The sequence below is a fragment of the Pantoea sp. A4 genome (assembly GCF_000295955.2).
Classification (GTDB): Bacteria; Pseudomonadota; Gammaproteobacteria; order Enterobacterales; family Enterobacteriaceae; genus Pantoea; species Pantoea multigeneris.
In genome coordinates this window covers 68,807-91,514 of the sequence record NZ_ALXE01000001.1, presented here as the reverse complement: position 1 = coordinate 91,514, position 22,708 = coordinate 68,807, and the positions used below count along the sequence as shown (strand labels likewise).

At 55.8% G+C, this 22,708-nt stretch carries 22 protein-coding genes; 4 read left to right on the top strand and 18 right to left on the bottom strand.

Going from position 1 to position 22,708, the window contains the following annotated elements:
* Window positions 1-57: 57 nt before the first annotated feature.
* The 10 genes from purF to B880_RS0100400 all read right to left on the bottom strand — a co-directional run bounded on the left by purF (window position 58) and on the right by B880_RS0100400 (window position 10,042).
* Window positions 58-1,575: an amidophosphoribosyltransferase gene (gene purF, locus B880_RS0100445; protein ID WP_017345412.1), complete on the bottom strand. Its 1,518-nt coding sequence runs from the start codon at window positions 1,573-1,575 to the stop codon at window positions 58-60.
* 37 nt (window positions 1,576-1,612) lie between these two features.
* Window positions 1,613-2,098 carry a colicin V production protein gene (gene cvpA, locus B880_RS0100440; protein ID WP_017345411.1) on the bottom strand — a complete coding sequence of 162 codons (486 nt, stop codon included), beginning with the start codon at window positions 2,096-2,098 and terminating at the stop codon, window positions 1,613-1,615.
* A gap of 244 nt (window positions 2,099-2,342) precedes the next feature.
* Complete coding sequence (gene dedD, locus B880_RS0100435) at window positions 2,343-3,116, bottom strand: cell division protein DedD (RefSeq protein WP_017345410.1); 774 nt, start codon at window positions 3,114-3,116, stop codon at window positions 2,343-2,345.
* On the bottom strand, window positions 3,106-4,371 hold the full coding sequence (gene folC, locus B880_RS0100430) for a bifunctional tetrahydrofolate synthase/dihydrofolate synthase (protein WP_017345409.1): 1,266 nt from the start codon (window positions 4,369-4,371) through the stop codon (window positions 3,106-3,108). Before folC ends, dedD begins: the two co-directional genes overlap by 11 nt.
* 65 nt (window positions 4,372-4,436) lie before the next feature.
* Entirely contained in the window at window positions 4,437-5,348 is a 912-nt protein-coding gene (gene accD, locus B880_RS0100425) for an acetyl-CoA carboxylase, carboxyltransferase subunit beta (RefSeq protein ID WP_017345408.1), read from the bottom strand.
* A 135-nt stretch (window positions 5,349-5,483) separates the two neighbouring features.
* The gene (locus B880_RS0100420; protein WP_017345407.1) at window positions 5,484-6,146 is read right to left on the bottom strand and encodes a DedA family protein; all 663 of its coding nucleotides are present in this window, start codon (window positions 6,144-6,146) and stop codon (window positions 5,484-5,486) included.
* Window positions 6,147-6,171: 25 nt separating this feature from the next.
* The gene (truA, locus tag B880_RS0100415) at window positions 6,172-6,975 is read right to left on the bottom strand and encodes a tRNA pseudouridine(38-40) synthase TruA (protein ID WP_017345406.1); all 804 of its coding nucleotides are present in this window, start codon (window positions 6,973-6,975) and stop codon (window positions 6,172-6,174) included.
* Entirely contained in the window at window positions 6,975-7,985 is a 1,011-nt protein-coding gene (locus B880_RS0100410) for an aspartate-semialdehyde dehydrogenase (RefSeq protein WP_017345405.1), read from the bottom strand. Before B880_RS0100410 ends, truA begins: the two co-directional genes overlap by 1 nt.
* 83 nt (window positions 7,986-8,068) lie before the next feature.
* Window positions 8,069-9,205, bottom strand: a complete 1,137-nt coding sequence (pdxB, locus tag B880_RS0100405) for a 4-phosphoerythronate dehydrogenase PdxB (RefSeq protein ID WP_026042332.1) — start codon at window positions 9,203-9,205, stop codon at window positions 8,069-8,071.
* A 57-nt stretch (window positions 9,206-9,262) separates the two neighbouring features.
* Complete coding sequence (locus B880_RS0100400) at window positions 9,263-10,042, bottom strand: AraC family transcriptional regulator (RefSeq protein WP_017345403.1); 780 nt, start codon at window positions 10,040-10,042, stop codon at window positions 9,263-9,265.
* Between the two features lie 94 nt (window positions 10,043-10,136).
* Here B880_RS0100400 and B880_RS0100395 point away from each other — a divergent pair, with 94 nt between their 5' ends.
* Window positions 10,137-11,039 carry a DMT family transporter gene (locus B880_RS0100395; RefSeq protein WP_017345402.1) on the top strand — a complete coding sequence of 301 codons (903 nt, stop codon included), beginning with the start codon at window positions 10,137-10,139 and terminating at the stop codon, window positions 11,037-11,039.
* A 108-nt stretch (window positions 11,040-11,147) separates the two neighbouring features.
* On the top strand, window positions 11,148-12,176 hold the full coding sequence (flk, locus tag B880_RS0100390) for a flagella biosynthesis regulator Flk (RefSeq protein WP_017345401.1): 1,029 nt from the start codon (window positions 11,148-11,150) through the stop codon (window positions 12,174-12,176).
* 4 nt (window positions 12,177-12,180) lie between these two features.
* Here flk and B880_RS0100385 read toward each other — a convergent pair whose 3' ends face one another.
* Window positions 12,181-12,624 carry a rhodanese-like domain-containing protein gene (locus B880_RS0100385; protein WP_017345400.1) on the bottom strand — a complete coding sequence of 148 codons (444 nt, stop codon included), beginning with the start codon at window positions 12,622-12,624 and terminating at the stop codon, window positions 12,181-12,183.
* Window positions 12,625-12,712: 88 nt separating this feature from the next.
* Here B880_RS0100385 and pdxR point away from each other — a divergent pair, with 88 nt between their 5' ends.
* On the top strand, window positions 12,713-14,149 hold the full coding sequence (pdxR, locus tag B880_RS0100380; protein ID WP_017345399.1) for a MocR-like pyridoxine biosynthesis transcription factor PdxR: 1,437 nt from the start codon (window positions 12,713-12,715) through the stop codon (window positions 14,147-14,149).
* Here the strand turns inward: pdxR and B880_RS0100375 are convergent.
* Both B880_RS0100375 and fabB read right to left on the bottom strand, forming a co-directional pair.
* Complete coding sequence (locus B880_RS0100375; protein ID WP_017345398.1) at window positions 14,112-15,296, bottom strand: MFS transporter; 1,185 nt, start codon at window positions 15,294-15,296, stop codon at window positions 14,112-14,114. The two genes, pdxR and B880_RS0100375, sit on opposite strands and share 38 nt — an antisense overlap.
* A 297-nt stretch (window positions 15,297-15,593) precedes the next feature.
* Window positions 15,594-16,814, bottom strand: a complete 1,221-nt coding sequence (fabB, locus tag B880_RS0100370) for a beta-ketoacyl-ACP synthase I (RefSeq protein WP_017345397.1) — start codon at window positions 16,812-16,814, stop codon at window positions 15,594-15,596.
* A 153-nt stretch (window positions 16,815-16,967) separates the two neighbouring features.
* Between fabB and mnmC the strand changes: the two genes are divergently transcribed.
* Window positions 16,968-18,974, top strand: coding sequence for a bifunctional tRNA (5-methylaminomethyl-2-thiouridine)(34)-methyltransferase MnmD/FAD-dependent 5-carboxymethylaminomethyl-2-thiouridine(34) oxidoreductase MnmC (mnmC, locus tag B880_RS0100365; RefSeq protein ID WP_017345396.1), 2,007 nt, complete (start codon window positions 16,968-16,970; stop codon window positions 18,972-18,974).
* Between the two features lie 65 nt (window positions 18,975-19,039).
* Here mnmC and B880_RS0100360 read toward each other — a convergent pair whose 3' ends face one another.
* The 5 genes from B880_RS0100360 to aroC all read right to left on the bottom strand — a co-directional run bounded on the left by B880_RS0100360 (window position 19,040) and on the right by aroC (window position 22,687).
* Entirely contained in the window at window positions 19,040-19,321 is a 282-nt protein-coding gene (locus B880_RS0100360) for a YfcL family protein (RefSeq protein WP_017345395.1), read from the bottom strand.
* 33 nt (window positions 19,322-19,354) lie between these two features.
* Window positions 19,355-19,900 (bottom strand): elongation factor P hydroxylase, encoded by a 546-nt coding sequence (locus B880_RS0100355; protein ID WP_017345394.1) that lies wholly within the window; start codon window positions 19,898-19,900, stop codon window positions 19,355-19,357.
* Between the two features lie 66 nt (window positions 19,901-19,966).
* Window positions 19,967-20,764, bottom strand: coding sequence for a TSUP family transporter (locus B880_RS0100350; RefSeq protein WP_017345393.1), 798 nt, complete (start codon window positions 20,762-20,764; stop codon window positions 19,967-19,969).
* A gap of 8 nt (window positions 20,765-20,772) precedes the next feature.
* Entirely contained in the window at window positions 20,773-21,597 is an 825-nt protein-coding gene (gene mepA / locus B880_RS0100345; RefSeq protein WP_017345392.1) for a penicillin-insensitive murein endopeptidase, read from the bottom strand.
* Between the two features lie 4 nt (window positions 21,598-21,601).
* Complete coding sequence (gene aroC / locus B880_RS0100340) at window positions 21,602-22,687, bottom strand: chorismate synthase (protein WP_017345391.1); 1,086 nt, start codon at window positions 22,685-22,687, stop codon at window positions 21,602-21,604.
* Between the last annotated feature and the right edge of the window lie 21 nt (window positions 22,688-22,708).

Sequence of the window (22,708 nt, the reverse complement as noted above, 5' to 3'; positions counted from 1 at the left end):
AAAAAAACCCGGAAAATCCGGGCTTTTTCAACGTAACCGATTGCTAATGCGGGAAAATTAGCCTTCGTTGTGCAATTCCAGGCTTTCCACTTCGTTCTGACGCGCGACTGCTTTAGCATCGTCATTGCGCAGCGACTGGAGGTAATCCAGATAAGGCTGGTCCACATCTTTGGTCACATAAATGCCATTGAACACCGAGCACTCAAACTGTTCGATATCCGGGTTCTCTTCGCGTACCGCTTCAATCAGGTCATCGAGGTCCTGGAAAATCAGCGCATCCGCTTTGATCAACTGGCAAATCTCATCCACTTCACGCCCGTGGGCAATCAGTTCCGTTGGGGTTGGCATATCAATACCATACACGTTCGGGAAACGAATTTCTGGCGCGGCGGAGGCGAGATACACGCGTTTCGCACCGGCTTCACGAGCCATTTCGATGATCTGCTCTGAAGTCGTACCACGAACAATCGAGTCATCGACCAGCAGGACGTTCTTATCACGGAACTCGGCACGGTTGGCGTTCAGCTTACGGCGCACAGCGTTACGACGCAGTTGCTGACCAGGCATGATAAAGGTACGGCCCACATAGCGGTTCTTCACGAAGCCCTGACGATAAGGCTTGTCCAGAATGCGTGCAATTTCCAGTGCCACATCGGTTGAGGTCTCTGGAATTGGAATCACCACATCGATATCGAGATCTTCCCACTCGCGGGCAATTTTCTCGCCGAGTTTTGTCCCCATACGCACACGGGCGCTGTACACAGACACTTTGTCGAGGAACGAGTCTGGGCGAGCAAAGTAAACATACTCGAACAGGCATGGGTTATTTTTAGGGTTTTCCGCACACTGACGGGTAAACAGCTGACCCTCTTCGGTGATGAACACACCTTCACCCGGTGCAACGTCACGAATGAAATCGAAGCCCAGGGTATCCAGTGCCACGCTCTCAGAAGCGACCATATACTCGGTACGGCCATCAGCCAGAACACGTTTACCCATCACCAGTGGACGGATACCGTTTGGATCGCGGAACGCTACCATACCGTGACCGATAATCATCGCCACTACCGCATAGGCACCGCGTACCTGCTGGTGTACTGCTGCGACCGCCGCAAAAATATTTTCAGCTTCTAACGGAAAGTGCTGGAAGCGATCGACTTCCTGCGCAAACACGTTGAGCAGGATTTCGGAGTCAGAGGTGGTGTTAACATGACGGCGACCACGCTCGAACAGCTGCTTGCGCAGTTCGTGAGCGTTGGTCAGGTTACCATTGTGCGCCAGGGTAATACCGTAAGGGGAGTTGACGTAGAAAGGCTGAGCCTCTGACGCGCTGGAGCTGCCCGCCGTCGGGTAGCGCACGTGACCAATGCCCATGTTGCCCTGCAGACGCTGCATGTGACGAGCTTCGAAAACGTCGTTGACCAGACCATTGGCTTTGCGCAGGCGGAAGCAGTTAAGTGCATCAATGGTGCAAATGCCTGCTGCATCCTGGCCACGGTGCTGTAACACCGATAACGCGTCATAGATCGATTGGTTAACCGGCATAAATCCGGTGATACCCACAATACCGCACATGTTGTCATTTCCTCATTAAGCCGCACTCCCGGTGGTATCACCGGGGTAAAAAACTTGACGTGCTTTTCAGGTAATCAAAGAACCACCTGATTATATAGCTGAACTGAGGGATAAGTTGCGACTGTTGCCAGTCGGGGCTTTTGGAAAAGCCGGTGAATGTATCGAGGAAAAACAGCATGGCAGAGACAATCAGCACACCGCGCAATGCCCCGAAACAGACGCCCAACACCCTGTCAGTGCCCGACAGACCGGTTTTTTCTACCAGCGTGCCGATCACGTAGTTCACAATCGCTCCCACAATAAGGGTAGCAACGAACAGCACCGCGATGGCGATCCCGTTACGAACCAGTTCGTCGTTGAAACCTGTGAACCAGACTGCAAGGAAGGGGTAATAATGACTGGCGACAAAAAACGCACATCCCCAGGTGAAGAGGGATAAGGCTTCCCGGACAAAGCCACGAATCAGGCTTACCAGGGCCGAAAAACTAACCACTGCAATAATAACGTAATCAATCCAGTTCATGAACTCTTCCTGCGCCAGTGCCGCTGCACCCCTGCATCCAGTTCGGGGCGCATTCTAACAGAAAAAGAAAACGTTTGCGTAGCGGTTTTCCTTCTCCGTATGGAGAAAAAGGGCGAAGAAAATAAATTTCCTCGCCCCTGAGAGAATCACAATAGTAACCTATTGAATAATAATATTTTTCAGGCACCGTCTGGCTTAACTTTTTGTGCCAGTCTGTGCCTGTTACTGCAATCGTTTAGACAAATTAGCGTGCGCTGTAAGGCTTAACCACACCACTTAAGCCTGAGACGCTACGCAGTTCTCCCAGTGCTTCCTGCATCTTCGCTTTTGAGGCATCCGGGCCGACGTAAATACGGGTGATCTGCCCTGCAACGGGCGTCGAAGGCACTGTCCATGCGCGATAACCCGACAATCGCAGCTGCGCGACAATCTGGTTCACCTTGTCCGCATTTTTCAACGCACCAAGCTGTACGATAAATGCCTGTCCGGTTGGCGCATCGTTCCTGGCGGGCTCTGGCGCTGGACGTTCAGGTGCTGCCACCGGCTCCTGACTGCGCTCTGGCTCCGCACGCTTCACCGTTTCTACCGGTTTTGGTTTCGGTTTAACCGGCTCTGGTGCTTTCGGCTTCACGACCTCCACCGGTTTCGGCTTCACGCTTTCGTTGGCGGTGGTCAGAGTGTCATTTTTCTTCGCCACGCTGGTGTGTATCGGCGGTGGTGTCACTACAGGCTGTTGCCCTGCTGTGGCATTCGCCTGGGCAGCGCTGTTGCTGGCGACAGCGTCCGCGCTGCTCACGGCATTACCCGCACCGGCGGGTGGTTGAGCGGGCAGCGTTTGCGTCACCGGAGGGAGTGCTTCATTGTCCTGCTGATCGCCCGGTTTAGGCACCAGCGGAATCGCCGCAAACTCCTCTTTGAAGTGCTTCTTTTTACCGTCCAGCAGGCCGGGCAGCACAATCACGCCGATAGCGACCAGAATCACCGTACCGACCATGCGATTCTGAAACTTACTTGCCACAGGACTTCTCCGTTTCCAGCAGTGTCATCACCTGAGCCACGGTATGGAACGATCCACACACCAGCACGATGTCCTGCGGTTGAGCCTGCTGAAGCGCCGCATGCCATGCGGAATCCACATCGCTAAACGCCTCAGCACCGGACAGATGCGCCATCAGCTCATCGGCTTTGGCCCCACGAGGCCCTTCCAACGGGGCGCAGTACCAGTGGTCGATTTGCGGTGACAGCGCGGCCAGCGTACCGGCGATATCTTTATCATGCAGCATTCCGACCACGGCGCGGACTTTGCCCTGACGTGGAACCTCTGCCAGGCGGCTTGCCAGGTAGTGAGCAGCATGAGGATTGTGCGCCACATCCAGAATCACACGCGGCGCTTCACTGATGGTCTGGAATCGACCCGGCAAGATCGCGAGCGGCAGATGCTGGCGTATAATCGCTTCACTGACGTTAAGGCCGGAGGCCCGCAGAGCGGCCAGTGCGGTCGCCGCGTTTGGCAACGGCACCTGCGGCAGTGGCAGATCGTTTAACTCGCCTTCAGCATCACGGAATGACCAGTGGTTCGCCGCCGCGCTGTAAGACCATTGAACATCGCGTTGCAACAACTGCGCACCTTTCTCAGCGGCAACGGCAGCGATGCTGGCGGGCATATCTGGTTCACCCACCACAGCGGGTTTGCCCGCACGGAACACACCGGCTTTTTCACGGCCAATGCTTTCGCGATCCGGCCCCAGCCAGTCAGTGTGGTCAAGTGCAATGCTGGTCACTACCGCGACGTCAGCATCGACAATGTTGGTGGCATCGAGGCGGCCGCCAAGGCCCACTTCGAGGATCACTACATCCAGCTGCGCCTGTTGAAACAGGTTCAACGCGGAGAGCGTGCCAAATTCGAAATAGGTGAGTGAGATATCCCCTCGCCCGGCTTCAATGGCAGCAAAACTGGCGGTGTGGTGCGCTTCGCTCAGCTCTGCGCCCTGAATGCGCGCACGTTCGGTATAACGTACCAGATGTGGCGAGCTATACACGCCAACGCGATAGCCCGCAGCCATCAGCAGCGTTTCCAGCGTGCGGCACGTGGTGCCTTTGCCGTTAGTACCCGCGACGGTAAATACAAAGGGGGCAGGTTTTAGCAGGTCCAGACGCTGCGCCACGCGGCGAATGCGGTCCAGCCCAAGTTCGATGGCCTGCGTATGCAGGTTTTCAAGATAATAAAGCCACGTGGCCAAAGGCGACGTGGCTTGAGGAAGCAGATTTTCCATGTGTCCCGTTTGCGATTTTACGGTGCATTGGCGAAAAGCCCGCGAACGGGCTTTTCCATCTCCTGTCAGGCCTCGTTGCTTTGCGGTTCAGCCGTTGTTTCCGGCTGCTCAGCGTGTTGCACCGGAGCAGGCAGGTTCATCATTTTTGCCAGCAGGCTGGCCAGACGATCGCGCATTTCCAGACGACGAATGATCATGTCAATCGCGCCTTTCTGGATCAGGAACTCACTGCGCTGGAAGCCCGGCGGCAGTTTTTCACGCACGGTCTGCTCGATAACGCGAGGACCCGCGAAGCCGATCAGCGCTTTAGGCTCAGCGATGTTGAGATCGCCCAACATTGCGAAGCTCGCAGAAACGCCACCCATGGTTGGGTCAGTCAGTACCGAAATGTACGGCAGACCACGTTCCTGCATTTTTGCCAGTGCAGCACTGGTTTTTGCCATTTGCATCAGCGACATCAGCGCTTCTTGCATACGGGCACCGCCACTGGCGGAGAAGCAGATCAGCGGGCAATTATCTTCCAGTGCCTGCTCAACGGCACGCACGAAACGCGCACCCACTACTGAACCCATGGAACCGCCCATGAAAGAGAACTCGAAAGCAGCAGCCACAACCGGCATACCGTGCAAGGTCCCTTTCATTACGATCAATGCGTCTTTTTCATCAGTCTGTTTCTGTGCTGCCACCAGACGATCTTTATACTTCTTCTGATCGCGGAACTTGAGCAGATCTTTCGGCTCCAGTTCACTCCCCAACTCTACCTGAGAGCCCTGATCCAGCACGCTGTTCAGGCGGTCACGCGCATGCATACGCATGTGGTGATCACACTTCGGGCAGACTTCAAGATTACGCTCCAGCTCTGCGCGGTACAGTACCTGACCACAGCTGTCACACTTCGTCCATACTCCTTCCGGAATGTTGGCACGGCGTACAGGCGTAACGTTGCTTTTATTAAGAATGCGTTCAATCCAGCTCATTGATGACCTTTCTGTTTAAACTGACCTGGTCCAGTCGTCCTGCGGCGACTGAAATCGCCAACAGCCGCCAGTAAATGTCGTTCATTAAACCACAACCGTTTAGCGCTGTGGATAAAAATCTGGTCTTACCCCTTCTCACGGCTGCTTTTGCTGCCGCGCCTGGTAACGATGACGCAGGATTTCCACCACACCTGGCAGAACCGAAAAGACGATAATTGCGACGATCAGGTAGTGAAGATTCTGTTGTATAGCGGGAATGTTACCGAAGAAGTAACCCGCGTAAGAAAAGAGAATGACCCAAGCCAATCCTCCAATAATGTTAAACAATGCGAACTGGCGATAGGTCATTTTACCCATGCCCGCCACAAACGGTGCAAAAGTACGCACAATAGGCACAAAGCGCGCCAGAATAATGGTCTTACCTCCGTGGCGTTCATAGAAGCCATGGGTCTTGTCCAGATAGCTACGGCGGAAGATACGTGAGTTCGGATTACTAAACAGCTTATCGCCGAACAGCCGCCCGATAGTGTAGTTCACCGCATCCCCTAAAATTGCCGCAATCACCAGCAACACCACCATCATATGCACATCCAGTGCGCTGCCCGGTACGGCAGCCAACGCCCCGGCAACAAACAGCAAAGAATCACCCGGCAGGAATGGCGTAACAACCAGACCCGTCTCGCAAAACAAGATGAGAAACAGAATGGCGTAGATCCACACGCCGTACTGCGCCACCAGCGCCTGTAAATGCGCATCAATATGCAAAATAAAATCAATTAACTGATGAATGAGTTCCATGCGTGCTTCCTTTTAACTCTGAACGTTAATCCCCAAAGAATAGTGGTCCCATTGGGGGCTGCGGGAGTGCAAAGTGGTCAGGATAATCCACCGCGACCAGATAGAGCCCTTCTGCTTTCGCTGTAGCCGCCGCCAGCGTGCGATCTTTTGCCGCCAGCAACGTTGCCATCCAGGTTTCAGGCTGATTCCCACAGCCGATCTCCATCAGGCTACCCACGATATTACGCACCATATGGTGCACAAAGGCGTTGGCTTTGATATCAACAATGACATACGCCCCACGGCGCGTCACTTCGATATGCATAATGTTCCGCCACGGTGTACGTGACTGGCACTGCACCGCGCGGAACGAGGTGAAATCGTTTTCGCCGAGCAGGCACTGAGCAGCACGCTGCATCTTTTCGGCGTCGAGATCGTGGTAAAAATGGGTCACACCCTGGCCGAGAATCGCCGGACGCAGTCTGTGATTATAAATAACATAGCGGTAGCGGCGTGCTGTGGCACTAAACCGGGCATGGAACGCTTCCGGCACGGCTTTGACCCAACGCACTGCAATATCATCCGGCAGGTTGGCATTCACCCCTAGCGTCCATGCGCTGTCAGCACGCTGTGACTGGGTTTCAAAATGCACCACTTGCCCGGTGCCGTGGACACCCGCATCGGTACGACCGGCACAGAATACAGTGACCTCATGGTTAGCCACTTTAGAGAGTGCATTCTCCAGCTTCTGCTGAACACTGCGTACCTCTTGCTGCCGCTGCCAGCCGTAGTAACGGCTGCCGTCATACTCAACGCCCAGCGCCAGCTTCAGGATTTGCCCTTCTGACATCAGTAAAAATACTCCTGCACCAGCTTCTCAGCAGTTTTCACCGCCATTAACGCACCACCAAAACGAATGTTATCGGCAACGGACCAGAGCTGAATCAGGTCAGGCATACCGTAGTCATTACGGACACAACCCACGTTCAGCGCGTCATTTCCGGTTGCATCACTCACCTGCGTCGGATAGCTACTCTCTTCACTCAGTTGCACATCATCAGCACGCTCCAGTGCTTCACGCGCTTCTTCCGCTGACAGTGGACGCAGGCTTTCGAGGTGAACAATCTGCGCATTACCAAAGAATACCGGTGCCTGAATGCTGGTGACGGTGATTGGTAAGCCCTCGTCTTGCAACACTTTACGCACCTGATCCACCAGACGACGTTCACTGGCGACACTGCCGGCTTCATCCGCTTGCTGTGGCAGCAGGTTGAAAGCCAACTGGCGGCCAAAGTAGTGATCGTCCGCTGGCACGCCATTTAATAAACGCGCGCTCTCACCGGCCAGCGCATCCACTGCGGCTTTACCATGGCTGGATACAGACAACAGGTTGGTTACCTGAATACGTCCCACCCCTGCCACATCCACCAGCGGTTTAATCGCAGACAGTAGCTGACTAACCTGACTATCAGCCACCGAGATGATGTTACGATTACGGTAATCCGCTAACACATGCGAGTTAACCTCCGGCACCACTAATGGCACATCCGGATCGAGGGCAAACAGCGCACTGCTGTCAATCACCAGACAACCGCTGTTCGCGGCATCCTCGGCGTAACGCGCAGAGGCTTCAGCACCCGCCACGAAAAACGCCAGCTGCGCCTGTGACCAGTCAAACTCTGCGGCATTTTCAACGCGCAGCGTACGACCGTCAAAACGCTGGCTCTCGCCCGCACTGTTTTCACTGGCCAGCAGATATAATTCACCAACCGGGAACTGGCGTTCCGCCAGCAGTTCCAGTACAGCGTTCCCTACTGCGCCTGTAGCGCCCAGCAGCGCAATGTTCCAGCCGTCAGACATGTTGGTTTACTCCAGAAAATGTCATAAAAACAAAGGCGGTGATATCCACCGCCCGGAAATTCAGAATTTGCCTGCTAATTCGCTTACGCTTTGGCGTGCAGGCGAGCATCAAAACCGAGGCGCTGGAGCAATTCTGCCGCGTCAGGGTTATCACACAGGACTTCCAGTGATGACCATTCGCGGCGCTCCTGATACTGCTTGCGCAGGCGATCAAATTCGCCAGGCTGAGCAGCAACATGACGCAGCAATGCATCATCGCGGCGCACATCATACACCAGATGGACCAGACGTTTTAGCGTGGCCTGATCAAGCTCACCCTGAAGGGTAATACGGCCAATATCGGGTGCTGGCAGCAACGTTGACAGGGCCACCTGCTGCGCCTGACCAATAAATGCCGTCCAGGCCTCAAAGACCTGCGTGGTCCCACGCGCTTTACCTTCGAGGGTATATCCGGCGATGTGAGCGGTGCCGATATCGACGAGGTCAAGCAGCTCAAGCGACAGTTCCGGCTCAGGCTCCCAGACATCCAGCACCACGCTGAGATCCTGGCGCGTTTTCAGCACTTCAGTGAGCGCACTGTTATCCACCACTTCACCGCGACAAGCGTTGATCACGATGGCATCAGATTTAAGGCCAAGCAGCAGGGCGCTGTCCGCCATGTGCAGGGTTTTGTGCGCGCCCTGTTTGATTAACGGCGTATGGAAAGTCAGGACATCGGCCTGGGCAGCAACCTCTTCCAGGGACAGAAATGCCTCATTATCTCCGTGCTCCGCACGGGGGGGATCGCAAAGCAGCGTTTTCACGCCCCAGGCGGCCAGACGTTTTTGCAAACGCCCCCCCACGTTACCCACGCCGACAATACCAACGGTACGGTCACGCAGGGAAAAACCATCGCGCTCAGCGAGATATAACAGAGAGGAGAATACATACTCCACCACAGCGATCGCGTTACAGCCTGGCGCGGCGGAAAATGCCACTCCGGCCTCAGTCAGTGAGGATTCATCTATATGGTCGGTTCCCGCCGTGGCCGTGCCAACAAACTTCACTGGTGTCCCCGCCAGCAGCGCGGCATTCACTTTGGTGACAGAACGCACCATCAGCGCATCCGCATCCTGAAGCTGTTCCTGCGGCAGTGGACGGCCCGGTACGGGCACCACATCGCCGATACGACTGAACAGTTCACGGGCATACGGCATATTTTCATCGACGAGAATTTTCACCACAACTTTCCTGTTTGCTGCTGATTAAGGGGGCCTATTCTGGCATAGATTACGGCGTTAACCCAACCGGGCGCGATAACGGTCCGGCGTGGTCCCCGCCTGCTGCTGAAACATCACAATCAACGCCGAAGTGGAGCTATAGCCCAACCCCAGCGCGACGTCTTGCACACTTTCACCCAACTCCAGCAGCGCAATCGCACGTAAAAAACGCAGCCGCTGTCGCCACTCGCTGAATGACATCTGCAACTGCTGCTGACAACGCCGGGCCAGGGTACGTTCAGTGGTATAAACCCGTCGCGCCCATTCCGCCAGCGTGGTGTTATCCGCCGGATTCTCCTCCAGCGCACGTAAAATGGGAGCAAGAAATTTATCGTGTGACTGCGGCAGATAACTCTCCTGTACGGGGGCCAACGCCAGACGATCGCGCAGTACATCGCACAGCCGTAGATCCGCCTCACTGTGCGGGACCTCAAGCTGGCGTTCGGCAAAGTCGTTGATGATGGCATGCACAATCGGATCAACCCGCAGCAGGCACGCCTTTTCCGGTAAGCCCACACAGAGATCGGCCGCAATGTTAAAGGTGCGAAAATACGACTGCTGGCGGTTAAAGCTGCTGTGCTTTTGCTGGGGCGGGATCCAGATGGGAATATCTTTCGGCGTCAGCAAACGTTCATCCTCCACCCGCATTTCCAGGACGTGACAGGTGACAAAAATCACCTGCCCCCACGGATGCGAGTGGGGTTGATATTCGGTGCTGGCATTGGCGCGCTCGTAACGCAGAAAGTAGCGATGCTGCGCAGCGTCTGGCGGAGCCTGATAGATAATGCTCTGAATCATTCTGTCCGGTTACCGATTAATTTTGTCCGATTATGACTATCCATCAAAAACCAGACAAGATTACACTGCCCGCATTCTGATGTGGAGGTTGTTAATGTCGTTTCTTTTTCCTCTGATTGCGGTGCTTATCTGGTCGGTCAATGCGATCGTCAGCAAGTTGTCTGCGGGCGCCATAGATCCCGCCGCTATCTCTTTTTATCGCTGGCTGATTGCGCTAGTGGTGCTAACCCCGTTTGCCTTGCCGGGTGTATTACGCCATCGGCAGCAGATCAAACAGCAGTGGTGGCGTCTGTTAATTCTAGGCCTGCTGGGTATGGTGATGTATCAAAGCCTGGCTTATTACGCCGCGCACAGCGTATCGGCGCTGTTTATGGGGATTCTGAATGCGTTGATTCCACTGTTGACGGTGCTGCTGAGTCTGCCACTCCTGCGCGTTGCACCTACCCTGGGTATTTTATTCGGCAGCCTGCTTTCGTTCTCTGGCCTGGTCTGGCTGGTGAGTCAGGGCAACCTCGCACAGCTGCTGCAACATGGTCTGGGCAAAGGTGAGTTGATGATGTTTATCGCCTCAACCTGCTATGCGCTGTATGGCGTATTGACGCGGCGTTGGGCCCTCCCTCTGCCAAACTGGCAGAGCCTGTATGTGCAGATTGTGTTTGGTGTGCTGTTGCTGCTGCCGGGCTTTATTGCCGCACCGGACGTACAGCTGAACAGCCATAACCTGCCGCTGGTGCTGTTTGCTGGCACCTTTGCCTCTGTCCTGGCCCCCTTCTTGTGGATCAAAGGCGTACAGCACCTGGGTGCCAGTACCACCAGTATTTTTATGAATCTGGTGCCGGTGTTTACCGCGATTATTGCGGTGGTTTTCCTGCACGAGCAGCTGCATCTGTATCACTGGATTGGTGGTGCATTAACGCTGGCTGGCGTAGCCCTCGCCCAGCGGTTACGCACACCACTGCGCTCCGCGAAGAAAACCACGGCGTCAGAAGCCGAATAAGTACAGAAACGTTAACACTCCCCCTGGGATCTCCGGGGGGGTTTTGCTATCATTCCCCTTCTGTTTTTCGGCGCACCCGCCGTTGCTCTGTTTTCCAAGGATTCCGCCATGCAACCTGTTAGCGGCCCCGGTGCGCCTCCGGGCGATCGTGCCTCAGTCAATTCTGCACGCCCGGCTTCTGCTGCTGGCGATCAGCCACTTTCTCCTGCCCAGCGCACCACGCTGGAGAGACTGATCGTTAAAATCACCGCCTTAAGCACCCTGAAAGCCCCGGAGTTATGGGCCGGTATCCGCCATGAAGCCGGTGTGAAAAATGACGCCGAGCTGCAATCACGCCACTTTCCGCTGGCAGAACACTATCTGCAAACGCGTCTTGGTCAGGTGCAGAACAGCCATGCAACGCGCCAACTGCTACAGCAGTTAATGACGCTGCTGCCGCAGGGCAATAATCGCCAGGCGGTGAGTGATTTTATCCGTCAGCAATTCGGGCAGACCGTGTTAAGCGCCTTGAGCCAGGATCAGCTGCGTCAGGTGTTGACCATGTTGCAAAACGGCCAGATGGCGATCCCGCAGCCACAACAAAATCGTGTCAGCGATCGCACCTTGCTTCCGGTAGAGCATCAGACTTTACAGCAGCAGGTGGTAAAACTGGCGGCGGCTACCGGGGAATCCACGGCCTCCATCTGGCACACCACCCTGAAGCTGGTGAGCCTGAAAAGCGGTGATCCGATCCCTTCGCGACTGTTTCCAGCGATCAGCCACTATTTGCAGGCCCGTCAGACCCTGAGCCAGCAGTCGGCTCCCACGCTGCACCACCTTGAAGGTGCGCTACGCCAGCCGCTGACTCCGCCGGAGCAACGCATGTTGGAGGCCCATATCCAACAGCAGTTCCAGGCCACGCCGCAGACCGTATTGACCACCGCCCAGCAGCAAGATGTGCTTAACCTGCTGTTCAGTCGCCGTGCCGATAAACACGCTGACGCAACCGGCGAGCACTCTGCTGCCCTCCCCCAGCCCATTTGGGCTCCCTTCGCCGCGCTGTTGCCCAACAGCTTGCGCAGCGGAAAGCCGGGACTCTCCTTTGCTCTGGTGGTGAGTGTGGTCGTGATTGTGCTCTTGCTTTGGCTACTGTTCTGAAAAATTAACAGCCACACTCTGGAGCCGTGGTCGTGTCCGGCCAGGCTCCCGCTTCACTGCCCACCGTCAACGGATGCCCATCACGCCGCCAGAAATCGAGCCCGCCAATCAGTTCTTTCACGGCAAATCCCAGTTCAGCCAGACGTAACGCGGCTTTGGTTGAACCATTGCATCCGATCCCGTCGCAATAGGTAATATAGACTTTTTCCCGATCCAGCCGCGCGGTACTTTCCGCATCCATCGTGCGATGAGGAAAGTTAATAGCACCGCAAATATGTCCGACAGCATAGTGTTCTGGTGAACGCGCATCGATGACCACAATCGGTGCCTGCCCGGCTGCCAGATCCAGGGCGAGGTCCCAGGCATCGGTGTAGAACGCCAGCTTGTGGCGCAGATAGTCAAGGTGCAGTGGCTGAGCAGCCGGAGGAACATTCAGCACAGCGGACATAATTTTTCTCCTGTTGTGTAAAAGCGCTACTGTACGGCAAACTGGACTTACCCATCAGACCCATTTAGCCATACCTATAAGACCCATTATGTCCACCACGCCGCTGTTACCTCTGTTTTTGCAGCAAGCAGGTTCTTTACGCTCGCGCCTGTGTGTCACACTGCGTACCGCCATCGCACAGGGCCACTTACGCTATCAGCAGAAACTCCCCTCCAGCCGTCAACTCGCCAGCGACCTGGGAATTTCCCGTGTGACAGTGGAAGCCGCCTACGCACAGCTAGAAAGTGAAGGCTACTTGTCGCGCAGTAGCGGACGAGGCACTTTTGTGGCGATTGAGATGGCCCCGGTTTCGCGTGGCGCGCCAGTCGCGCCGCGCCGCCAGTTTTCACAACGCGGCACGGTTTTATTGCGCGGTAACGGTTGTGACGATCCCCCTTTTCCTCAGGCTTTTGCGGCCGGTTCCCCTGATTTACGCGCTTTCCCTCATGCCCTTTGGCAGCGCATCAGTCAACGTACGCAGCGGCTGTTAGGGCAAAAAGCCATGGGTTATGGCGATCCGTTAGGCTATTGGCCGTTACGCCAGGCAGTAGCGGATTATCTGGTGCTGTCTCGTGGGATGCAGTGCGAAGCCAGTCAGGTCATGATTTTGACCAGCTCACAGCAGGCATTACAGCTACTGGCACTGTTGTTACTGGATGCGGGGGATGAAGTCGGCATGGAGGAGCCAGGTTACGCCGGTGCACGGCAGGCTTTCATCGCGGCGGGAGCGCAGTGCCGCGCTCTGCCACCAGACAGTGAAGGCACGCAGTTAACCGCAAACTCAGCCCGGCTGGTTTACCTGACGCCGGGCCATCACTACCCTTACGGCACCGCCATGAGTCTGGCTCGTCGGTTACAGTGGCTGGCCTGGGCTAAAGCGCAACAGAGCTGGATCATCGAAGATGATTATGACAGCGAATTTCACTATGACGACAGGCCGGGCCCCGCGTTGCAGAGTCTTGATCGTACCGGACGGGTTATTACGTTGGGGACGTTTTCGAAAACCCTGTTTCCCTCACTGCGTCTCGCCTGGATGGTACTACCCACTGGTTTGATTGAGGCCTGTGGGCGAGTGCGCAGCGTCATGGATGGCCATAGTGCACTGTTACCTCAGGCGATCACCGCCGAATTTTTATTGCAGGGGCATTTCGCCAGCCACCTGCGTTTGATGCGGCAACTGTATCATAGCCGCCGTGACCTTCTGCGCACACGGCTACAGCAGGAGTTAGCCCCGTGGCTGAAAGCGGTGCCCTCACCTGGTGGATTGCAGCTCACCGCCACACTCAATCACGGCAATGAGGCGCAGCTAACCCAGTTGGCACAGGGGCTGGGGTTGATACTCCCCCGCCTCAGTCCATTATTCGGTGGCGCTGCCACGCAGCAGGGGTGGATTTTGGGATTTGCTGCGCTGACACCCGACGAGATTATCGCCGGGTGTAGCAAGCTGGTTACGCTGTTTTCACGCTATGTGCAAAACGCCAGGTGATAAACATACCGAATGCCGCACAGGCAGCGCCTGCAACATACACCGAGCCATAACCCAGCGCGGTTGCCAGAATGCCCGTCAGTGGGCCACTGGCACCGTAGGCGATATCCTGAAACGCTGAAAAGCCGCCCAGCGCAGTCCCGCGTACCTGAGGCGAGACGCGTTTAATCACTTCAACCCCCAGCGCCGGGAAGACCAGTGAGCAACCAAAGCCAGTGAGGGACGCACCCACCAGCGCTACCCATCCCTGGTTTGCCAGCGCCAGCACCACTAAGCCGACGATTTCAACCAACATCGAAACCAGCGCCACTTTGGTGCCGCCGAGCCTGTCAGGCAGGCCACCAAACAGAATGCGCACCAGCACAAAACTCAGGCCAAAGGCAGTTAAGGTGAAGCCCGCGTTGCCCCATTTTTCAGCCGCAAAGTAGAGTGAAGTAAAGGTGCCGATCACAGCAAATCCGACCCCTTGCAGCGCCAGCGCCATCCCCGGTTGCAGGATGATTTTCACTACGCTAAACAGTGACGGGCGCTCGCCGCCGACCACAGGCGTTGCCCGTACCCAGCTATTTAGCGCCATTGCCAGCAACGGTAACAGGACGGATATCGCCCCCAGCAGCCCAAGCCCCCCTTGCTGATAGATGATTAAACCCAACGGTGCACCTGCCGCCAGCGATCCGTAAATCGCCATGCCGTTCCATGACATCACCAACCCGGATCGCTTCGGCCCCATCAGCCCCATGCCCCACGTCAGGTTGCCGGTTAACAGCAGGCTTTCACCAAAGCCCAGCAGTAAGCGTCCGATTGCCATCAGGCCAAATTTCGCCATCACTGGCAGCGGTAACAGTGCCGCAGCTACATAGGCAACCCCCACTAACGCAATCGCCACCATGCCCTGCTGCACCGTGAGTTTTGCGCCATGCTGGTCTGCACGTCGTCCAGCAAAACCACGGGTAAGCAGCGTGGCGAGGAACTGAATGCCAACCCCCACGCCCACCATGACATTGTTGAGCCCTAGCTCCTGATGGACATACAGCGGAATCACTGGCAGGGCCAGGCCCGCCGTGAGGTAGGTGAGAAATACCGCCAGTGAAGTGCAAGCCACTGGCAGCGTCGATTGAGACTGTGGCTCAGCGATAGTTGAAGTCATTACGCACATTACTCCTTGTTTTCACCAGCAAACTACCAACACAAAATCGCCCGTGAGCGAGACGCCGGGTACGAGCAGTGTTAATGCGGGATTTGTTAAGTTTTTGTTGGAGATCTAATTTTGACAAGCCAGGAGACGTAAGTCAAAGCATTTGAAACATTAATTTCAAGTTAAGTTATTTCAGTATATACATTTCAAAATGATTTGAGATACACAATGCAGCCCAGCCTGATTCAGGGCAAAAAAAATACCCGCCGGCATCGCTGCTGGCGGGTATCTGACTGACGCGAATCCGGATTAAGCTTTCAGCTTACGCATGGTCAGAGTAGCGTTGGTGCCACCGAAACCAAAGCTGTTAGACATCACGGTAGTCAGTGCTGCTTCAGTCGGTTTGGTCACGATATTCAGGCCAACCGCTTTCTCGTCTGGCGTGTCGATGTTGATGCTTGGCGCGATAAAGCCATGTTCCAGCATCAGCAGTGAATAGATCGCTTCCTGTACGCCTGCGGCACCCAGTGAGTGGCCGGTCATGGCTTTGGTCGCCGAAATATATGGGGTGTTATCACCAAAGACTTCGCGAATAGCACCCAGCTCTTTCACATCGCCTACTGGCGTTGAAGTACCGTGGGTGTTCAGGTAATCGATTGGGGTATCAACGCCCTGCATTGCCATCTTCATGCAACGTACCGCGCCTTCGCCTGATGGAGCAACCATGTCTGCGCCATCTGAAGTTGCACCGTAGCCGACGATTTCAGCATAAATATGCGCGCCGCGTGCCAGAGCGTGCTCCAGCTCTTCAACCACAACCATACCGCCGCCGCCAGCGATAACAAAACCATCACGGTCTGCATCATAGGTACGGGACGCCAGTTCTGGCGTTTCGTTGTATTTGGTTGATAGTGCGCCCATGGCGTCAAACTCACAGGACATTTCCCAGGTCAGCTCTTCGCCGCCGCCCGCAAACACAACATCTTGTTTGCCTAACTGGATCTGTTCAACCGCATTCCCGATGCAGTGTGCAGAAGTTGCGCAGGCAGAGCTGATAGAGTAGTTAACACCGTGGATTTTAAACGGTGTGGCCAGGCAGGCAGAAACGCCAGAGGCCATGGCTTTGGTCACAACATAAGGACCAACCGCTTTCAGACCACGCGGGCTGCGCATTGCATCAGCGCCGAACACCTGATAACGCGGTGAACCGCCACCTGAACCGGCGATCAGACCCACACGTGGGTTGTTCTGATACATCTCTTCGGTCAGGCCAGAATCTTTAACCGCCTCTTCCATGGAAAGATACGCGTAGATAGAAGCATCGTTCATGAAACGCACAATTTTGCGATCAATAAGGCCGGTGGTGTCCAGCTTAACGTTGCCCCACACGTGACTACGCATGCCGGCATCTTTCATCTCTTGCGAGAAGGTGATACCTGAACGACCTTCACGAAGGGATGCCAGTACTTCCTGTTGATTATTACCAATACTGGAAACGATCCCCAGGCCTGTAATCACTGCACGTTTCATCAAATATTCCTCTTCCACTTCTTTTGGACTGACGAGCACTCTAGCTTACACTTGTTCGCTGAACAAGTCCGATCAGCCATTACTTTTTGTAAATTTGCTTCCCACCCCCCTGCCCGTTAGAATCGCGCATTGCCTGAAAAATGAGCCTTTATTGTGAAGTTATCCCCGGTTGAACACGCCCAATTAAGCTGGAACGAACAGGGTACACCTGTTTCCCGAGCCTTCGACGACGTCTATTTCTCTAACGACAATGGGCTGGAAGAGACGCGCTATGTCTTTCTCGGCGGAAATCAGTTACCGCAGCGTTTTGCCCAGCATCCGCGCGATCTGTTGATTGTTGCGGAAACCGGTTTTGGTACGGGACTCAACTTCCTCACGCTGTGGCAGGCTTTTGATCACTTCTGCCAGCAACAACCAGAAGCAACATTACAGCGGCTGCACTTTATCAGCTTCGAAAAATACCCACTGACCGCCGCCGATCTCGCCGCCGCGCATGCACGTTGGCCGGAACTCCAGCCCTGGGCGGAGCAGCTACAGCAAGTCTGGCCAGCCGCGCTACCGGGTTGTCAGCGTTTGCTGCTCGCAGGCGGGCGCATCACGCTCGACCTGTGGTTAGGGGATATTAACGCGCTGATAGATACTTTTGATGACAGTTTGCACCATCAGGTGGATGCCTGGTTCCTCGATGGTTTTGCACCGTCAAAAAACCCGGATATGTGGACGCCAGAACTGTTTCACACCATGGCGCGTCTGGCTCGCCCCGAGGGCACCTTCGCGACCTTCACTGCCGCAGGTTTTGTGCGGCGCGGCCTGCAAGAAGCCGGTTTCACCGTTAATCGCGTCAAGGGCTTTGGTCAGAAGCGTGAAATGCTCAGCGGCACACGCCCTGCGCACGCCCCTACTCCCGCTACGGCTCCCTGGTATGCGCGCCCTGCGGCTAAAAGCCGTGAAGTCGCGATTGTCGGCGGCGGTATCTCCAGTGCGCTGCTGGCGCTGGCGTTGTTACGCCGCCAGTGGAAGGTCACGCTCTACTGTGCGGATGCCGCGCCTGCACAGGGAGCTTCTGGCAATCGTCAGGGTGCCCTCTATCCGCTGTTGAATCAGCACGATCCGGCACTGGCCACCTTCTTCCCGGCCGCATTTACCTTCGCACGCCGGTTGTATGACAGCTTACCCGTGAACTTTGAACACAGTTGGCAGGGGGTATTGCAACTGGCGTGGGATGGGCGAAGTGCCGAAAAAATTGGTCAGATGCTCACCATGGCCCTGCCGGAAAGCGTCGCCCATGCCGTAGATACCCCGACCGCTGAAGCCCTGGCAGGTGTGCCTTTAGGTTGCGACGGCATTTTCTACCCGCTAGGGGGCTGGCTCGATCCGGCCGGTTTAACCACCGCCCTGCTGCAATACGCCGAAGCGCAGGGGCTTACCGTGCACTGGCAGCATGAAGTGCAGCAGTTGACCGCCAGTGAGCAAGGCTGGACGCTGCGCTTTAGTCATGGCCAGATTGCACAACAAAATGTGGTGTTGGCCAATGGACACCGTATCGATGAATTAAGCAAAGAACAGGCGTTACCGATTTATGCCGTTGCCGGCCAGGTGAGCCATATCCCCACCACGCCTGATTTGGCAGCACTCAAAACCGTGCTCTGCTATGACGGCTATCTGGCCCCGCTCAGCCCACAACACGGCACACACTGTATCGGTGCCAGCTACCGCCGGGGCGAAACAGCCACGGATTTCAGCCCGGAAGAGCAGCAGCAAAATCGCCAGCGTCTGGTTAACTGCCTGCCCGATCAGGCATGGCCTAAAGCGCTTGATGCCAGCGAAAACAGTGCCCGGGTCAGCGTCCGCTGCGCCTCGCGCGATCATCTCCCAATGACCGGTAGCGCACCCGACTATAGCGGCACGCTCAGCCTGTATGCCGATTTGGCGCAACAGCGTCAGCAAGGGCGGGAGGTGCCAACGGCACCGATTTACTCAGGGTTATATCTGCTGGGTGCGTTGGGATCGCGTGGTATTTGCAGTGCGCCGCTGGCCGCTGAAGTCCTGGCTGCTCAGCTCAGTGGCGAGCCACAGCCGCTGGATGCACGCACGCTGGCGGCCTTGAATCCTAATCGCTACTGGGTAAGAAAATTACTGAAAGGTAAAAAGGTCAACTGACCGAAAAGCGTGCAAGCCCTTGCACGCTAAGCCTCTGGCCCCGTGGTTGCAGGGCCAGTGAGCCATCAGGCGGACTGACGCGCCTGCTGGAAGAGACTTTCCCACATCCCAATCACCAGCGCCTGATCGCGTGGCGAAAGTTCACCCGCAGCAATCGCTTTTTGCAGACTATTGGTAACATGAAACTGTAATGCTTCGGCGCTATGATCGTTCGTTTGCTCAACTTCCGCGACAGAAACGGTCAGATGTCCACGCAGATAGCCCCCCGCAAACAACTCATCATCACTTGCGTGGTCAACCATATCGTCAATCAGCGCCAAAATGCGCGTTTCGAATTCAGCGATCATTTCAAATCCTCAGTTGTCATCATGCTTCCCACTTCACAGGTCTTCCGGCCAGGGAAACTGTGCCGCATGGAGCGGAGGGGTGCCGTAATAGTCCGTTAACGCCGCGATAAAACGCGCCGGGCGAGTGGGAATGCCATTTTCCAGATAAGTCATCACTTGCGTTTGCACTTTACGCTGGAAAGCGATGCGATCGGGCTCACAGTCTCCGTCGAGATTGTCACAACTTACATTGAAGGGAAAGCCTGCGGCAACGCAAAACATCCATTCCAACGCCTGAGGTTTAATTTCGGCGGCTTCAAACTGCTGCTGTGTACTGGCATCGCGCCCGTCCGGGCAGTACCAGTAACCAAAATCTACCAACTTACGCCGCGCTTCACCTGCGATGCACCAGTGCGAAATCTCATGCAGCGCACTGGCATAAAAGCCATGTGCAAACACAATGCGATGCCAGGGAGAAGTGTCATCAGCGGGCAGATAGATCGGCTCATCATCGCCTTTGATCAGGCGGGTGTTGAAATCGTCGCTGAAGCATCCGTCAAACAGCGCAGTCAGCTGGTCGTAATGGTGCGTAGTGGTCATGGTCATTTCAGGCAAAAAAAGTGGGCGTCATTGTCGCATCAGACGCCCGCTGTGACGAGCAGGATTTTACAGGCCAGAGAACCAGGCGAGGATAGCGGTGCCGTGTCCATCCCACAGTAGCTTGGCACTCATCACCACCGAGACCACCACCACCATCGGACGAATCAACTGCTGACCACGGCTCAGGACAAGGCGTGCGCCGAGTCTGGCTCCGCAAAATGCGCCAACCAGCATCACCAAGCCAGTGCCCCACACCAGTTTCCCGCCCAAAATAAAGAACAGCAGGCTGCTGAAATTGGAGGTGAAATTCAGCACTTTCGCATGGGCGGTGGCTTTCGCCAGGTTGTAGCCACACAGGGTGACAAAGCCGAGCGCATAAAATGAACCCGCACCGGGGCCAAAGAAACCGTCATAAAAACCGACGCAGCCACCGCCAATCAGAGCAAAGGGTAAGCCGTACAGACGGCGCTCGCGATCCTCTTCTCCCAGACGGGGCATCAGTAAAAACCACAGGCCAATACTGATGATGAACAGCGGCAAGATCTGACGCAACACATCCGCCCGCAGGTGCTGAATGGTCAGCGTGCCGATGATTGCCCCAATAAAGGTCATCGCGATATTTAATCGCTGTTCACGCAGCTTGACCGCCCCACGGCGAACAAAATAGAGGCTGGCCGAGAAAGAGCCGCCTACGGACTGCAACTTATTGGTTGCCAGTGCCTGCGCCGGGGAGAGGCCCGCCGCTAACAGCGCTGGCACCGTAAGCAATCCTCCACCGCCCGCAATTGAATCAATAAACGCGGCGGCCAGCGCCACAAAAAACAGCGCCACCACCACTAACGGGCTGACAACAAACCACTCCATGGAGATCCTTACAGTAAATGTTTATCCAGCAATACCTGACAAGACGCAGGCAGCGGCGGTGGGAGCGGTTTAGATCGCGGAATAGTGTCCGGCTGCTTTGGCAGGAACCAGCTTTGCAATTCTGCCCCACAGCCATCGCCAGCGGGTGGTGCTGGCTGATCCTGACATTCGCTGCTGCCAACCGGACAACGCAGCCGGACGTGCATGTGCGCCCGGTGCGCAAACCACGGACGCACTTTGTTTAACCACGCCCGATCGCTACCCGCTTCACGGCACAGCTGCTGCTTAATAGCCGGATTGACGAAAATACGTGTGACGTCGCGGTCTTCTGCGGCGAGCTTAATCAGGCTGAACACCTGGGGCTGCCAGTGACGTGCGACGATATTTTTGCCATCTGCCGCCACCAGATCCAGCGGCTGAGGTTTCAGCAACTGCTGTGCGCTCCAGCGCTGTTTCGGTAGCTGTAGCCAGATATCGACATCCAGCCCCGTTTGGTGGCTGGCGTGACCACTGCTAAAACGCCCGCCTGCGGCCATTCCCATATCCCCAATCAACACATTGCCCAGTTGCTGCTGTGCGGCACGCTGACTAAGGCGTTGAATAAACGCCAATAGCTCAGGGTGACCGAAATAGCGGCGTTGATCCGGACGCATCACCTGATAATCCGGTGAGTTGAGCGGTAACGCTTGCGCGCCAACAATACAGCCATTGGCAAAACTGCCAATCGACTGCGGCTGTCCCGCAATCGGTTGATGGATCTGTTGCCACGGCGTTGCCGCCAGGGCTGCGCTGCTAGCCAGCAGCGCCATCAGGGAAAGAAGCAGACGTTTCATGGCGTTACCAGCGTGGCAGCGTTGTCTGAACATCACCGCACTGCCCACGCTGGCGCAGCAGGTGATCCATTAACACAATCGCCATCATCGCTTCGGCGATGGGAACAGCACGAATGCCGACGCAAGGATCGTGACGACCTTTGGTGATCATCTCTACTTCTTCGCCTTCACGCGTCAGAGTGTTGCCCGGAACCGTGATACTGGACGTCGGTTTCATCGCCAGGTTAGCGCTGATGGTCTGGCCGCTGCTGATGCCACCCAAAATACCGCCCGCATGGTTGCTCTGGAAACCGTTCGCGCGGATCTCATCACGATGCTGGCTGCCACGCTGACTGACCACGGCAAAACCGTCACCGATTTCCACGCCTTTTACCGCATTGATGCTCATCAAGGCATGGGCCAAATCAGCATCGAGACGATCAAACACCGGCTCACCCAGTCCTGGTGGCACATTTTCGGCCATCACAGTGACTTTCGCGCCAATAGAATCGCCCTCTTTCTTCAGGCCGCGCATCAGTTCGTCCAATGCTTCCAGCTTGCTGGCATCCGGGCAGAAGAACGGGTTCTCCTCCACGATGCTCCAGTCTTTCAACTCACAGGCCACATCACCAATCTGTGCCAGGTAGCCGCGCACGACAATGCCGTGTTTCATTTGCAGGTACTTTTTCGCAATGGCACCGGCCGCCACGCGCATCGCGGTTTCACGGGCAGATGAACGGCCACCGCCACGGTAATCGCGCAGGCCATATTTCTGTTCGTAGGTGTAATCGGCGTGGCCTGGACGGAACAGATCTTTAATCGCGCCGTAGTCCTGCGAACGCTGATCGGTATTTTCGATCAGCAGGCCAATGCTGGTGCCGGTGGTCACGCCTTCAAACACACCAGAGAGGATTTTCACCTGATCCGGCTCGCGGCGTTGGGTGGTGTAGCGCGAAGTGCCAGGACGACGACGGTCCAGATCGTGCTGGATATCCGATTCAGTCAATGGAATGCCCGGCGGCACGCCATCCACAATACAGCCCAGGGCTATGCCGTGGGATTCGCCAAAGGTAGTTACTCGAAAAAGTTGCCCGATGCTGTTTCCGGCCATGGTGGTTCCTTGTTCGGTGAA

Excerpts from the sequence above, each read along its gene's own strand:
- purF (WP_017345412.1), bottom strand. The coding sequence starts at position 1,575 with ATGTGCGGTATTGTGGGTATCACCGGATTTATGCCGGTTAACCAATCG.
- cvpA (WP_017345411.1), bottom strand. The coding sequence starts at position 2,098 with ATGAACTGGATTGATTACGTTATTATTGCAGTGGTTAGTTTTTCGGCC.
- folC (WP_017345409.1), bottom strand. The coding sequence starts at position 4,371 with ATGGAAAATCTGCTTCCTCAAGCCACGTCGCCTTTGGCCACGTGGCTT.
- accD (WP_017345408.1), bottom strand. The coding sequence starts at position 5,348 with ATGAGCTGGATTGAACGCATTCTTAATAAAAGCAACGTTACGCCTGTA.
- B880_RS0100420 (WP_017345407.1), bottom strand. The coding sequence starts at position 6,146 with ATGGAACTCATTCATCAGTTAATTGATTTTATTTTGCATATTGATGCG.
- truA (WP_017345406.1), bottom strand. The coding sequence starts at position 6,975 with ATGTCAGAAGGGCAAATCCTGAAGCTGGCGCTGGGCGTTGAGTATGAC.
- B880_RS0100410 (WP_017345405.1), bottom strand. The coding sequence starts at position 7,985 with ATGTCTGACGGCTGGAACATTGCGCTGCTGGGCGCTACAGGCGCAGTA.
- B880_RS0100400 (WP_017345403.1), bottom strand. The coding sequence starts at position 10,042 with ATGATTCAGAGCATTATCTATCAGGCTCCGCCAGACGCTGCGCAGCAT.
- B880_RS0100395 (WP_017345402.1), top strand. The coding sequence starts at position 10,137 with ATGTCGTTTCTTTTTCCTCTGATTGCGGTGCTTATCTGGTCGGTCAAT.
- flk (WP_017345401.1), top strand. The coding sequence starts at position 11,148 with ATGCAACCTGTTAGCGGCCCCGGTGCGCCTCCGGGCGATCGTGCCTCA.
- B880_RS0100385 (WP_017345400.1), bottom strand. The coding sequence starts at position 12,624 with ATGTCCGCTGTGCTGAATGTTCCTCCGGCTGCTCAGCCACTGCACCTT.
- pdxR (WP_017345399.1), top strand. The coding sequence starts at position 12,713 with ATGTCCACCACGCCGCTGTTACCTCTGTTTTTGCAGCAAGCAGGTTCT.
- B880_RS0100375 (WP_017345398.1), bottom strand. The coding sequence starts at position 15,296 with ATGACTTCAACTATCGCTGAGCCACAGTCTCAATCGACGCTGCCAGTG.
- fabB (WP_017345397.1), bottom strand. The coding sequence starts at position 16,814 with ATGAAACGTGCAGTGATTACAGGCCTGGGGATCGTTTCCAGTATTGGT.
- B880_RS0100360 (WP_017345395.1), bottom strand. The coding sequence starts at position 19,321 with ATGATCGCTGAATTCGAAACGCGCATTTTGGCGCTGATTGACGATATG.
- B880_RS0100355 (WP_017345394.1), bottom strand. The coding sequence starts at position 19,900 with ATGACCACTACGCACCATTACGACCAGCTGACTGCGCTGTTTGACGGA.
- B880_RS0100350 (WP_017345393.1), bottom strand. The coding sequence starts at position 20,764 with ATGGAGTGGTTTGTTGTCAGCCCGTTAGTGGTGGTGGCGCTGTTTTTT.
- mepA (WP_017345392.1), bottom strand. The coding sequence starts at position 21,597 with ATGAAACGTCTGCTTCTTTCCCTGATGGCGCTGCTGGCTAGCAGCGCA.
- aroC (WP_017345391.1), bottom strand. The coding sequence starts at position 22,687 with ATGGCCGGAAACAGCATCGGGCAACTTTTTCGAGTAACTACCTTTGGC.